This window comes from Bacillus sp. FSL R10-2780, from assembly GCF_038006125.1.
In the GTDB taxonomy this organism is placed as follows: Bacteria; Bacillota; Bacilli; order Bacillales; family Bacillaceae_G; genus Bacillus_A; species Bacillus_A cereus_U.
Genome location: NZ_JBBOUQ010000001.1, coordinates 1,150,090 through 1,163,034 on the forward strand (window position 1 = coordinate 1,150,090; position 12,945 = coordinate 1,163,034).

Consider the following 12,945-nt stretch of genomic DNA (forward strand, 5'->3'; position numbering starts at 1 on the left):
TTAAGGAAAAATATGTTGAAAAGCACAAAGTGGAAATTTATTAAACAATTAATGCTGATTATGGCAAAAGGAAAGAGGGCGAGAATAATGATTCTCATAATTTCTTTCATATATATTTTTCACAAAATGACTCTTTGTAATTCCCCGTGTGAGTAATATATAAGAAATGATAAAAAAATTCTTCAATAAGAAGAGGAGAAAGCATTATAATATTCACTTTCCAGAAAGAGACAAAGGCAAAGACCAATTTGAAAACGAAAAAAACCTCTGATGATTTTTCAGAGGTTTTTCGTTTCTTAGTATGCTTCTAAAAACTCAGTAACTTGCTCTTCCGTTTTTGCATTTGCACTATGTAAGTGACCTAACTTTTCGCCATTTTGATATACAAGTAGGCTTGGAATACCCATTACTTGATACTCTTCAGCAATACTTGGGAACTCATCTTTATTAATAGAATACCATTCAAACTTATTGAACTCTTCCATTACATCTCCGATAAAGTTGTCCATACGCACGCAATCTGGGCACCATGTAGTAAAGAACTTAACAACTACTGGCTCCTCGCTTGCGATGATGTCTTTGAATTCCTTGTCAGACTTGATTTCTCTCATGTTTTGTTGCTCCTTTTTCACTTATAATATTTTGGGTTATTTAGGCGGCGTTTTTGCCAAGAAAAGAAAACTTCTAACGAAAGTTCTTCTTTCCGAATAATTCTTTTGCAAATTGATCCACCGCAGTTTCCTGAAGTCCTGGTACAACATGTGAGTAGGTGTCCAGTGTGATACCTACTCTTTTATGTCCTAATCGTTCACTTACAATCTTCGGATGTATACCTTGTTTCAACATTAATGTTGCATGAGTATGCCTCAGATCATGGAACCGAATATCAGGAACCTCACTTTTCTTTATAAGCTTTTTCCAGAGCTGTGTCAAACTTCTGAAACGGCAGACCAAATCGCAGTCATTATAGCCTTCACCATATCGCTCTTTTTCCTCAGAGATTTTTTGCAGATGGTCATTTAGTGCCATTAAAGTAATGTCAGGCAAAATCAGCAATCTCTTTCCTGAAGAGGTTTTTAGTTCATGGAATCCCTTTGTAATGTGAGAGAGGGAACGGTTAACAGATAACGTTCGTCTCTCAAAATCAATATCTTTCCATTGTAGACCTAAGATTTCACCTTTACGCATTCCACATGTAATAGCAAGAAGATAAGCGATATAATAACGGTTTTCTTTTGCATGTTCTAAAAAACGAAGAACTTCTTCATCGATTAAAAAACTAGGGGGTTAACGCTGATTTAGTGGAAAGAGCTCATTATATCACTCTTTCGGAGGAGGTGAGTTAGGATGCGGAAATGGTTAAAGAAACTATTTTCGAAAAAAACGCCCACCCTGCATTGTTTGTGAGGAACAAGAAGGTGAGCTTCAATTAAACGAAACTGATTGGATTTGTGAAAATTGTGCCCAAATTATGCATGAACAAGGTATTGAAAGAGATGAATAGTACCCTTTACATCTTATTCCATATATAACAAAGCTGGTTAGCTTCTGATTCAAGTGCTATTAAATGATCATTATTAATAGAGTTATTCGTATACATTCTGTTCTTTTGGATGTTAAGAACCGTATAATTCACATCGTTATGTTCATTTGAAAATGTTGATTCGTTTAATAATGTCAGCGTTGAGTTGATGTTGTATTTATCAATTCGCTCTTTCTTTCCTTTGAAAAACAGTTTGATAAGATGCGGCTCATCATTAATGAGCAAACCGAGTTCAGGTGATGAGCGGACGATTAAATCATCTGATATCCAATGTGATTTACCTGGATCGAACCAAGAGACGTCGTTGTTTTTAATAAATTTTTTGTACTGCTTTATGACATCGATATAGTTTTGCTTTTTCCTTTGATCAACCGTTTGTACTAATGTTTCGAAACATTCAAAAGGTAGTTCATTTTGATGAAATTTAATAACAGTGTCTCGTAATTGTTGCCAGTAATCAAAAGCTGGTTGGTATTCAGGTTGAGATTTTAGATTTTTTACAAAGTTTGTTTTAGCTGCACTACTTTTCAGTGTGAAGTCTAAAAATTGTGTAAGTCCTACTTTAATTTTTGCCATGTTACACCCCCTTTCCAAACATTACTAATTCGATAATAGAAAGGAAAATCCTGCATTTTTTAAGGAGGCGAGCTAGATGCTAGAAAACCAGATGTCCATGCACAATGGCTATGGTAAAGCTGATCCACAGGAGCAAGAAGGTATCATGACAACGTCTATCGATGCCGAAAAGTTACAAGATGCCATCAGTCGAGCGGTAATGATTTCACAGGAATATCCAGAAGGCGCGGAACCTGAGGGTGTGAATGGGAGCATTAATGAAGCGTTGGAATTGTTACAAAAGTATTTGGGGCAATAAAAAAGGACTCACGGCAATGAGTCCTCATAAAAAAATATATGTTGGTATCAGTATAATATGGAAGGTGAGTGAATAGAACATGCAAGCAAAAGTATTGGTTAACACACTAAACATGGACCACGCTCAGTGGTTGCAAGCTATTGGTGGCTCAGATGTTTCTGCAATCGCAGGTTTAAATTAATGAAAATCAGCAGTTCAAGTATTCTTTGAAAAAACACAAGCGATTGAAAAGGAAGATTTACAAAGTGAATCGGCATATTTCGGAAACGTTTTGGAAGAGGTAGTTGCAAAAGAATTTTCCAAGCGTACGAATTTAAAGGTACAACGCAGAAATGCAATCCTGCAGCATCCTGAATACCCGTGGATGATTGCAAATGTAGACCGATTGATTGTCGGTGAGAAGATTGGCCTTGAATGCAAAGTAACGTCTGAATATTTTGAAAAAAAGTGGGGATCAAAAGAAGGAAGGTGAGCAAAAACGCTATTTGAATAAAAGCTAGTGGACTAGTTTTTAACACTCACTGAAATTAAGAATCATAACATACTTTGTAATAACTTATATGGAAGTGAGTTGAATAATAATGTTTTATTCATATTTTGATACCCGAGATAGAATGCGTCCGTATGGTACGGCGGGTATTACGTATAGCGGAGCACAAAGTACAATTCAAGCTGTTCAACAAGCGTTACAAGCACAGCAGCAAATGCAACAAATACAGCAAGGCATACAACCGTACTATTCATCTATGGAGTATTATTACCCAATGCATCATATTACACCATATGGAATTTCTGTTTCAACAATTCCATATGGAACTGTATACAATTTATAAAAATATACGGGGGAATAAATTTGAGTATTTATTATATTAGGGCGCAAGTACAGAGTGTCCTTATAAGAAATGATTCGTATCTAGGGAACAATTATAAAATTTTAGATATTGGAATGAGAATGTTACAACCTCATGAGTTATATGCAGCGCAAGGATTCCCAAGCAACTACATTATTGATCATGATTTTTACGGGAAGCCTTATCCGAAAACAGAACAAGTTGCCAGATGCGGAAACGCGGTACCGCCACCATTTGCTGAACAATTAGTCAGAGAAAACTTACCAGAAATGAACGTAGCGGAGGGGGATAATAAATTCAAGAGGGCAGCAGTAATGTAGGGTGTTATAAAACGAGAACATCCTAGGCCAAGGAATGCATCATTAAAGATACTACTTTAGTAATATAATTGGTGACGCATTCCTAACATTAAGCTTTGTTTTATACTTATACTTTCTCTTCAAGCTGTCTTATGGTAGCACGTTCTTATTTTGGTAATAGCAGCAAATTAGTCTAAACCTTCCAAATCTAGCTTGCATAATATGTAGTAATAGAGTAGAAAGGAGCGCTATATATGTCTTGTTATTACTACTGTAAGAATTGTGAGAGTTACCAAAAGAAAAATCATGATTGCTGTAAAAAAAGAAGTGAGTATTATAATAAGTGCGGTAAAAGATGTGATGACTGTTCTTGCGATCATAAGGAGAATAACCTTGTAAGAGCATCTGCCTTTAGAGCTGTAAATACAGTTAATCAAAACCTTCCAGCCAATACTTTTGTTAAAGTATTATTTCAAAATGAACAATTTGATTTAGCGAACGAATATAACCCAGCAACATCAGATTTTACTCCGAAGACTAGAGGCGTTTATTCCGTAATTGGAACGATTGGTTTCTTTCCAAACGATACAAATTTAAACTATAGAGCACGTGTAGAGGTTCGAGTGAATGGAAATGCGGCAATTGCTATTGATAACGACTTTTTTGGTCCAATAAATTTTGGTAATGTTGTAAGTGTTTCAACAATACTTCAATTACATGCAGGTGATATTGTCGAGATTTTTGCGCAAAGTAGTATAGATGGGGTTATTAGTAGTACAGAAGATGGTTCTCATTTTGAGGCTGCAAGATTCCCATCTCCAATTGTATAAATATTAAAAAGGAAAAAATTTTATTAACTCTGCTTTTCGGTGGAGTTTTTTTAATTTCATAATAGCAATAGCTCGTCCAAACTTTTTAAATTTATTTTGCATAGTATACAACAATAGATTTAGAAAGGGGATATAAATATGTCTTATTATTATTGTAAGCATTGCAATGGCTATAAAAAGACACAGCATACTTGTTGTAAGAAGAGTACAGATTATTACGATAAGTGTTGTGATAATGAGAAAGATAAGCTTGTAAGGGCATCTGCTTTTAGAGCTGTTAGTACAGTAGATCAAAATGTCACTGCAAATACTTTTGTTAAAGTATTATTCCCAAATGAACAGTTTGATTTAGCGAATGAATATAATCCAGTAACATCAGAGTTTATTCCGAAGACTAGAGGAGTTTATTCTATTATTGGTACAATCAGCTTTGCACCTAATGATAGTAATACGAATTATAGAGCGCGTGTAGAAATTCGGGTAAATGATAATCCAGCTATAGCGATAGATAATGACTTTTTTGGTCCACCCAATTTTGCAAATGTCGTAGCTGTTTCAACAATACTTCAATTACATGCAGGAGATGTAGTTGAAATTTTTGCTGAGAGTGATGTAGATGGACTGATTATACAAAATGATCCAGGATTTATTAGTACGCATTTTGAAGCTGCAAGATTCCCATCTCCAATAAAATAAAAGACATGTTTGTGATTTATGGACTATTTTTTAAAAAAAGGCTCTACCTTATGGTAGGGCCTTTTAGTTTAAGTTATTTAGAAGGTAATATATTAAAATAAGTTCATAAATACTTGATAAGCAACACCTAGAGTTAATACGATAGCTAACAGTTTTGCTACCCATCTCGGTGCATTTAAATTTAGTAAAAGGGAATGACATATATTAAATGTAATGCCGAGTGTTAAAAGAATTGCGATAAGATATAAAACTAATAGGAAGAAAGGTTGCTCTATGGAGCCGAAGTCAATTTTGGATGGATTCATGTAATATGTACCTCGTTTTTTATTGATATATTAATATAATAATGAAAAATACAAGAAATTGGAAGAGTAATGTAATAAATACTATAAAAGTAAATTTGAAGTTATGGATGGAGTAGATCAAATGATCTTTGAAAGACTATTCAAAGTCATCATTTGTTTAAGTTTGATATACAAGAACGAATGTTCTTGGTATACTGAAAAATAAAAAAGGTGCGTTTACATGACAAATTTTAGTAATATAATTGAAAAACTAGATGAAATGATTTATAAACCTAATAATCTATTAATTACTAAACGAAAAGAAGAAAAGCAAAATTCAGAATATGCAGGATGGGTATTCCAGCTAAATAATAGAAGCATACGATTTAGGGTATCGAAAATTACGCCTAATAAGATTGGACAATTTGTTTCTTTTTGGGAGAAAAATGCCTCTATGAGCAATCAGGCATTTTTTTATGATTCGGCTCCTAACCTTTTAGTTATCACTTGTATAGCGGATAATAAACTAGGACAATTTATTTTTCCAAAAGAGATTCTTCTAAAAGAAAAAATATTAAAAACGCAAAACCAAAAAGGGAAAATGGCTATGAGGGTTTACCCTATTTGGGATAAACCTGTTAGTAATCAAGCTAAGAAGAGTCAACTGTGGCAACTTCATTATTTTGTCGATTTAAGTGATACTGAAAATGTAGCTACAGATAAATTATTAAACTTATATTCATAGTGCATTATAAGAAAATGTTTTTTTGAAATATTCAATGTTTGGTTAGATGGATATTTGGAAATGTTAACAAGATAATCCGTTAAGTAAAGAATAAAAAAAGAGCATACAAACAAAGTATGCTCAAAAAAGATAGGTTTTATGAGTGGAGAATCTCCATACGATAATATATGCTCATTTCATTAATATGTGTAAAATATCAACAAAATATCAATAGAATATCAATTAATGAGTTATTTTAGTTTTTTAATGAAGTCATGTTTTTGTGAAATGAAAAAGAGCCGTTTCTTTTGAAAGATGCGGCTCTTTTTACTATTTTGTTATCGTACTGTTCGAAATGATAAATCATAAAATTATACGATTAACAATTTGATAATGATCGGACTTCAGTTATATATTTCTTAAAGTCTGGATATTGAGATACAGTTTGGCAGGTAGGGGTGGGTAGTTGATTAATTAAAGACACATTTGTAATTACTTCGTTACAAGGACCGTAGAATGTAACTTTTAGCTTTGAATTCGGGGGAACTTTGAATACGATAGGGATTTTTCTCATTAAATAAACTCCTTACATAACAGGGGTTATATGTTTATTTCCTTTTAATTAGGAAGACATATTAATATAATATGTAATTTTTATTGTAGTTGATTTAATTTCTAGTACGTATCAAAATAGTGTTGTAAAAAAATATATATCATGTTTATAAAAAGCTTAAAAACAGACTAATACGAGGGAATAAGCGGTAATTAACTTGTCTCTATATAATAAATTGTAAAAAGGCAGCTTTTTTTAGCTGCCTTTTTACAGGGAGATTGAAAAATCTTGGAGGTCATTCATGAGTATAAGCAAAAATTGCTTATATATAGTATGTGCATTATTTGTGATTTCATCCCAATATTTAGTGTGAAATAAACGTAAGTCTATCGTTTGCAAATGTAAAAAGAAGAACTTGTTTATTATGGATAAAAAGAAATTATTTAGTTTTAAAAAATGATGAAAATATATTTATTTGTCTTATAGAAGCTTGCTATTAGGCATATGGGTCTAGCAATAATACAAGCTTTGAATAAGATAATAAAAAGGAGTTGATTAGTAATGGGTTATATTGTAGATATTTCGAAATGGAATGGAAATATTAATTGGGATATTGCAGTGTCTCAGCTAGACTTAGTTATTGCTAGAGTTCAAGATGGTTCGAATACGGTTGATTTTATGTATCAAGGTTATGTGAAAGAAATGAAGAAACGTAGTATTCCATTTGGGAATTATGCATTTTGCCGTTCTATATCTATTTCAGATGCAAAAAAAGAAGCGCAAGATTTTTGGAATCGTGGCGATAAAAACGCTAAATTTTGGGTGGCAGATGTAGAAGTTCAAACAATGGTAGATATGCAAGGCGGGACTCAAGCATTTATTGATGAATTACGCCGATTAGGTGCAAAAAAAATTGGTTTATATGTAGGACATCACACGTATGTATCATTTGGAGCTCGCAATATTGATGCTGATTTTATTTGGATTCCTCGTTATGGAGGGAATAAACCAGCATATCCTTGTGATATTTGGCAATATACTGATTCAGGAAATGTTCCTGGTATTGGAAAATGTGATTTAAATCAATTAATTGGGAATAAAAATCTTTCTTGGTTTATAGGTTCAAATCAAACAAATCAATCTAGTATTGGAGATAGTAAGCAACCAAATGGAATTGGTATTGCAGTTTCAAAATATGATGATGGATACGGCATTAATTTATATGAAAATCCTGCGAATCCACAGTTTACAGGAAGACTTACGAAAAAAATCCCATATTTAATCTTTAAAGGTTATTGGGGAGGTGGCGAAAAAGATATGATTTGTTTAGGTAGTGAACAACAGTGGGCTAAGTTAGAACATTTTAATGTACAATGGTTTTATGCATATTCCAAATACACACCTGGATATGAAATTAGAACGTACGATGGACCAAACGGGAATGATACAGGTGCGGTCGATGGGAAGGTCCCTTATCGTATTTGGAATCGTCAAGATGGATATATAGATATAGGTGGGAACAAATGGATCAAAGAAGAACATGTGCAGATTAAATGATGTTAAAAAGTCGGCTTTATGCCGGCTTTTGTATTTAATAAAGCTTGTCTCTGGCATGAAGAGAAATACTTGCGGAAAACACATTAATTTCACAATAGCGCTGTATAGTTCCTAATATACATTTATCAAAGTGAGGTATTTGAATTGAAAAAGAAAAAGCTATTTATGGGAACTATTATTACATGTGTGGCGCTAACATTGTCTGCGTGTGGTTCCTCAGAAAATGTTGCAACATCAAAAGTAGGAAACGTGACAGAGAAAGAGTTTAGTAAAGAATTAAGGCAAACATATGGAAAAAGTACTTTATCTCAAATGATGTTAAATAAGGCATTGCTAGATAAATATGAAGTTTCAGATGAAGAAGCTAAAAAACAAGTAGACGCAGCGAAGGAACAAATGGGTGACAAGTTTAAAGTGGCTTTAGAGCAAGTAGGATTAAAAAATGAAGATGAATTAAAAGAGAGAATGAAGCCAGAAATTGCACTTGAGAAAGCGATTAGAGCGACTGTCACAGATAAAGATGTGAAAGATAACCATAAACCAGAAATGAAGGTAAGTCACATTTTAGTGAAAGATGAAAAAACTGCGAAAGAAGTAAAAGAGAAAATAAATAATGGTGAAGATTTTACTGCTTTAGCGAAACAATATTCGGAAGATACTGGTTCAAAGGAACAGGGCGGAGAAATAGCTGGTTTTGCTCCTGGTCAAACTGTGAAAGAATTTGAGGAAGCTGCGTATAAATTAGATGCAGGACAAGTAAGTGAGCCAATAAAAACATCTTTTGGTTATCATATTATAAAAGTGACGGATAAAAAAGAATTGAAACCATTTGATGAAGTGAAAGATTCGATTCGAAAAGATTTAGAACAACAAAGACTACAAGATGCGACAGGTAAATGGAAACAACAAGTAATCAATGATCTATTGAAAGAAGCGGATATTAAAGTAACAGATAATGAATTTAAAGATACATTTAAATTCTTAGATGCGAAGTAAAGTTTAGAAGTAAAACAGAGATTTAGCATAGTGCTATATTTCTGTTTTTTAATTTTTAATAGAAAAGGGAACTCATATAGAGTTCCCTTTTCTCGTTAGTGTGTGAGTTATAAATAGATAGTAAGACAATACAATATTACATTTAAATATTAAGAATTACAATAGAAAATTTTGGTGTAAATAAAAAGGAATAAACAATTACTTCGCAAAATGTTGAAATGATAATGTTTTAGTTAATTAATTTTGTTAAATATAAACTAAATATATTTTTGATATTTTCTTAGAAATTGAATAGAGGACATAATTTAAAGAATGGTACATATCATATTTATTGGAGTATAAACTAACTTTATAGGAAGTGAAATTTTGAACATTTATTACAAAAGGATGTTCTTAACGATGATATGAATTATTTATTAAAGTAGGATGAATATTTTTATATTTACTAGATTATTAAATTAACTTGGGGGAGAATATATGAAAGTTATTTTTAAGAGAGAAGGCGGAGGGAAAATTTTTGAATCATCTAATGAAAATATAAGCGTTCTATTAGCTGTATTAAAGGAAACAAAAGGGATAAAGATTGGGATGGTTGAGTATGAAGTAGTAGAATATAAACTGGAATACTATCGAAATCCGAAAAAAACAGAAACAGAGAGAGAATTACATATTATTATGCAACCTAAACTTATTCAATAAAGAAAGTGAAATATTAATCAATTTGAGTTTTGTTCGTTCTCACTGATTATTAGCCCGCAAATAGCGGGATAAATGGTAGTAATTGTCGATATGTATGAAACTTATGAGGAATGAATGGTTTTACATCATAAGTTTCTAAAGATTTGTGCGTTCGTTCATAATCAAAGTATATGCTTTTGTTGAAGGATGGTTAATGAGATGTAGCTGAAATTTGTATTCCAGAAAGAACGTTAGTTAGGATAGAAAAGTAAAATTAGAAATATAATTAGTTCAATAAAAGCGATTTCACATGAGGTGGAGTCGCTTTTATTGTTGCTACACGTATTCTATGATGCGATAGGAAGTGCAAAGAGAATTCATTAATTAAAAGGAGGAATCAATCAGTATGAATAAACTTCATAGATTAAGGTTGCATTTTGTTTAAAAAATTTACATGTTGTACTTCCGAAAGAACATTCGTTCGTGTATAATTAGAACTAACGTTCTTTTTGGGTGGAGATTCCTACAAATTCATAAATAATTTTGAATTGGAAAGCTACGCTACATATTAAATAAGAGATGGATAAAGTGTATTTAGAAGTGAAATTTATGAATGGATAGATGTAGAAAATTGAGGAGTAAAGAAAATGAATTATGTAAAGGTACAGGAAAAAGGAAGAGAGTGGGTTCCATTTACAGTAATGTCGGAACAATTATTAAGTATGAGAAAAATTATTGGAGAGAAATTAAAAGTCCAAAGGCCACTAATAACGAATGAAGCGAAAGAAAGTATTTCAGACAAATTATTAACTTCATTATTGTCTGAAAAAGAGATGTTAGTGACCTATTTTGAAGAAGGATACATACTTACGAGTTATATGACAGTGGTTCATATAAATCCAATTCAACAAATTGTAAAATGTACAGATGCATTTTATAAAACATATATATTTGCTGCAAGGGACATAATTGATGTAACTTAAAAGAAGCTGAATTTTGAAGTTTAGCTTCTTTAATTTATCTAGCTATTTGCGGGCAGTTAGATTTACGCCTCAAAATTCGGCTGTGAGTCAGGCTGCCTGTAAAAATCTAATTTTTTTGAAGAGGTGAAGAACTAAATGAAAAAGCAGCTAGATGCAAGCTAGCTGCTTAGTCCCGGGGAAAGGGAGAAAAAGATTGGCACTCAAAAAATCGACGATAGCTGTGTGTCAGCCTGAGTATAGTATAGACAAATTTTAAAATGTTATACAAAGATGATTACCGATCTGGTTAGGCCGTACCAACTTGGTTTTGATCTGCTAGATCAGAATCAAATGTATTAGTCGCGCTAACCCCACTAAAAGTGTTCACTACGAAACCAACGTTAGATGCGCCAGATCCGTTATAAGCTTTCGTATTCTCTTTTGGAGAAACGTTGTAGAAATCACCTAAGTTGAAAGATCCGTTACTATTTTGTACAACTAAATTCCCTACAACTGAGGGCATAAATTTCACCTACTTTATAAGTAATTGTTTGCATTACTATATGAAGGTATAGTCTAATTGGTTCATTTGACAAATATTGCGGAATAGAAAAATGTTTGAAGCTTTGTTTAATCAATCGAGCAAAAAGTATGTTAAAATTAACGAAGAGTTGAATTTTAAAAAGAATAAATTTGTATAATTAATATATACGGAATTAAAGGAGGCGAAATGTAATGGATAATGTTATAAAAACAGTGGATTTAACAGATGCAGAATCAAGTAAACTTGTTGCTTTTATTTATAGTAATGATGTTACATTGATCGAAAAAGCATTTTGTCCTAATGAAATAAAATTAAAGTTTAATGAAATAGCAATTTTATCGGCAATTAAAACCGCATATATTACGAAAGTATCTATAAGGAAAGAACTTGAAGCGATTTTTCACGATACAGGCGTTTTATTAGTGAAGCAAAATGTTGAAAGGAATAGTATTCAATCTATAACAATGCATTTTGAGCAATTTAAAAAGTTGCAAAATGAGATTGAGAATTTAAATAAAAGTATGCTATAAGACTAGGTGGAAATTCTTTGATAGAGATGGGCTCTGTTAAGTTGCAAAAGTGGATTGAAAAGTATTTGGATAAATCGAACCGTAAACATAATTATAGTTTCATTAAAATACAGGATAATGAAGATTATAAAAATGGTAAATTGGGTGTAGCTTTTATTCGTAGGTGTGAGAAATGTGGGGAAGAGAAAATAAAATTTAAAAATAATAATGACATAAACATTGATTTTTTTGATTGATAAACAAAAAGAGAGACTAGAAAAGTAAAATAGTACGTACAGTTTTGAAGGACAAACATATATTGAAGTATATAAGAAGCATTTGCTAATTACATCTTCACCGAGAAACTCCTCGTCAAAAAAGAGTGCCTGAAAGGTCATAGCCATCAACTCAAGGAAAGGGTGCCCTAATTCATTTATATTCATATTATGTAATCTAAGGTAAGGAATTCATATTGACTTTGTTTTTTATAGTTTTAAAATATCTTATCGCATATGAATCACCTTTTTCATATATTTTCTGTGTTCCGTAAGGTCTTCTTAAGCAGGGAGCCTTTTACTTCCATAAAATTAATTATTAAACTTCAAAAGCAAACATAATATAAAAGAAATAGCCAATATCATATGCGATACAAGCGATTATTGTAATGAATCAAATTTCTCCTTGTGTTGCTTCATATATTCACACGAAAATCCACTTTTTTCTCTTTAATTGCCCATTCCTTCAAATTTTTTTGTTTTTATAAACCTTTTTTTATAATTTACATAGTATATCAAGAAAAAACGCTCTATGTTCTATCTTCATCGTTAAATTCCAAAAATTGATTCCGATGAATCTATAAAATGATACTACTAAAGTTTCACCAAGCTCAGCCTCAAACGTATAACAACTTTTAGTTGAAAAACCATTTATTATAACAGGTGGAATTTTGAATATTAAAATTTGATATATGTAGATAGTAAAGTTTCGAACAATTTCTTTTCCTCATTTTTTATGTGTATCTTGAAATGTTACCTCTAATATACTC

18 protein-coding genes and 1 pseudogene are annotated in these 12,945 nt (G+C 32.0%); 13 read left to right on the forward strand and 6 right to left on the reverse strand.

Features of this window, described 5'->3' with window-relative positions; all coding sequences use genetic code 11:
• Positions 1-296: 296 nt before the first annotated feature.
• From NSQ47_RS06070 to NSQ47_RS06080, 3 genes are all read right to left on the reverse strand, one after another.
• Positions 297-611: a thioredoxin family protein gene (locus NSQ47_RS06070; RefSeq protein WP_001206934.1), complete on the reverse strand. Its 315-nt coding sequence runs from the start codon at positions 609-611 to the stop codon at positions 297-299.
• 73 nt (positions 612-684) lie between these two features.
• Entirely contained in the window at positions 685-1,218 is a 534-nt protein-coding gene (locus NSQ47_RS06075) for a site-specific integrase (RefSeq protein WP_229163518.1), read from the reverse strand.
• Between the two features lie 292 nt (positions 1,219-1,510).
• On the reverse strand, positions 1,511-2,119 hold the full coding sequence (locus tag NSQ47_RS06080; RefSeq protein WP_341036369.1) for a hypothetical protein: 609 nt from the start codon (positions 2,117-2,119) through the stop codon (positions 1,511-1,513).
• 76 nt (positions 2,120-2,195) lie between these two features.
• On the opposite strand from NSQ47_RS06080, the gene NSQ47_RS06085 reads away from it, so the two are divergent.
• From NSQ47_RS06085 to NSQ47_RS06110, 6 genes and pseudogenes are all read left to right on the forward strand, one after another.
• The gene (locus tag NSQ47_RS06085) at positions 2,196-2,417 is read left to right on the forward strand and encodes a hypothetical protein (RefSeq protein WP_002148161.1); all 222 of its coding nucleotides are present in this window, start codon (positions 2,196-2,198) and stop codon (positions 2,415-2,417) included.
• Between the two features lie 223 nt (positions 2,418-2,640).
• A complete protein-coding gene (locus NSQ47_RS06090) occupies positions 2,641-2,889 on the forward strand; it encodes a YqaJ viral recombinase family protein (RefSeq protein ID WP_341038211.1) in 249 nt (82 codons plus the stop codon).
• Between the two features lie 109 nt (positions 2,890-2,998).
• Positions 2,999-3,250 carry a DUF3947 family protein gene (locus tag NSQ47_RS06095; protein ID WP_002136277.1) on the forward strand — a complete coding sequence of 84 codons (252 nt, stop codon included), beginning with the start codon at positions 2,999-3,001 and terminating at the stop codon, positions 3,248-3,250.
• A gap of 83 nt (positions 3,251-3,333) precedes the next feature.
• Positions 3,334-3,588: pseudogene (locus tag NSQ47_RS06100) on the forward strand (DNA cytosine methyltransferase); the annotation flags it as partial.
• 233 nt (positions 3,589-3,821) lie between these two features.
• On the forward strand, positions 3,822-4,397 hold the full coding sequence (locus tag NSQ47_RS06105; RefSeq protein ID WP_002157954.1) for a C1q-like domain-containing protein: 576 nt from the start codon (positions 3,822-3,824) through the stop codon (positions 4,395-4,397).
• Between the two features lie 138 nt (positions 4,398-4,535).
• Entirely contained in the window at positions 4,536-5,093 is a 558-nt protein-coding gene (locus NSQ47_RS06110; RefSeq protein ID WP_078181916.1) for an ABC transporter permease, read from the forward strand.
• A 92-nt stretch (positions 5,094-5,185) separates the two neighbouring features.
• Here the strand turns inward: NSQ47_RS06110 and NSQ47_RS06115 are convergent, their stop codons facing one another.
• A complete protein-coding gene (locus NSQ47_RS06115) occupies positions 5,186-5,398 on the reverse strand; it encodes a hypothetical protein (RefSeq protein ID WP_002157952.1) in 213 nt (70 codons plus the stop codon).
• 220 nt (positions 5,399-5,618) lie between these two features.
• Here NSQ47_RS06115 and NSQ47_RS06120 point away from each other — a divergent pair, with 220 nt between their 5' ends.
• Positions 5,619-6,122, forward strand: a complete 504-nt coding sequence (locus tag NSQ47_RS06120; RefSeq protein WP_016104770.1) for a MepB family protein — start codon at positions 5,619-5,621, stop codon at positions 6,120-6,122.
• Positions 6,123-6,480: 358 nt separating this feature from the next.
• On the opposite strand, the gene NSQ47_RS06125 is transcribed toward NSQ47_RS06120, so the two are convergent.
• The gene (locus tag NSQ47_RS06125) at positions 6,481-6,675 is read right to left on the reverse strand and encodes a hypothetical protein (RefSeq protein ID WP_016104771.1); all 195 of its coding nucleotides are present in this window, start codon (positions 6,673-6,675) and stop codon (positions 6,481-6,483) included.
• Between the two features lie 540 nt (positions 6,676-7,215).
• Here NSQ47_RS06125 and NSQ47_RS06130 point away from each other — a divergent pair.
• The 4 genes from NSQ47_RS06130 (at position 7,216) to NSQ47_RS06145 (ending at position 10,868) form a co-directional block, all read left to right on the forward strand.
• Complete coding sequence (locus tag NSQ47_RS06130) at positions 7,216-8,211, forward strand: glycoside hydrolase family 25 protein (protein ID WP_341036370.1); 996 nt, start codon at positions 7,216-7,218, stop codon at positions 8,209-8,211.
• Positions 8,212-8,355: 144 nt separating this feature from the next.
• A complete protein-coding gene (locus NSQ47_RS06135; RefSeq protein WP_341036372.1) occupies positions 8,356-9,207 on the forward strand; it encodes a peptidylprolyl isomerase PrsA in 852 nt (283 codons plus the stop codon).
• Positions 9,208-9,684: 477 nt separating this feature from the next.
• The gene (locus NSQ47_RS06140; protein WP_341036373.1) at positions 9,685-9,906 is read left to right on the forward strand and encodes a hypothetical protein; all 222 of its coding nucleotides are present in this window, start codon (positions 9,685-9,687) and stop codon (positions 9,904-9,906) included.
• A gap of 626 nt (positions 9,907-10,532) precedes the next feature.
• Positions 10,533-10,868 carry a YolD-like family protein gene (locus tag NSQ47_RS06145; protein ID WP_002012722.1) on the forward strand — a complete coding sequence of 112 codons (336 nt, stop codon included), beginning with the start codon at positions 10,533-10,535 and terminating at the stop codon, positions 10,866-10,868.
• Between the two features lie 286 nt (positions 10,869-11,154).
• Here NSQ47_RS06145 and gerPF read toward each other — a convergent pair whose 3' ends face one another.
• Positions 11,155-11,370 carry a spore germination protein GerPF gene (gene gerPF, locus NSQ47_RS06150; protein ID WP_001141569.1) on the reverse strand — a complete coding sequence of 72 codons (216 nt, stop codon included), beginning with the start codon at positions 11,368-11,370 and terminating at the stop codon, positions 11,155-11,157.
• A gap of 212 nt (positions 11,371-11,582) precedes the next feature.
• Here gerPF and NSQ47_RS06155 point away from each other — a divergent pair, with 212 nt between their 5' ends.
• Together NSQ47_RS06155 and NSQ47_RS06160 are read left to right on the forward strand one after the other, a co-directional pair.
• The gene (locus NSQ47_RS06155) at positions 11,583-11,921 is read left to right on the forward strand and encodes a hypothetical protein (RefSeq protein ID WP_002012726.1); all 339 of its coding nucleotides are present in this window, start codon (positions 11,583-11,585) and stop codon (positions 11,919-11,921) included.
• 26 nt (positions 11,922-11,947) lie between these two features.
• Positions 11,948-12,157 carry a hypothetical protein gene (locus NSQ47_RS06160; RefSeq protein WP_070139280.1) on the forward strand — a complete coding sequence of 70 codons (210 nt, stop codon included), beginning with the start codon at positions 11,948-11,950 and terminating at the stop codon, positions 12,155-12,157.
• Positions 12,158-12,945: the final 788 nt, after the last annotated feature.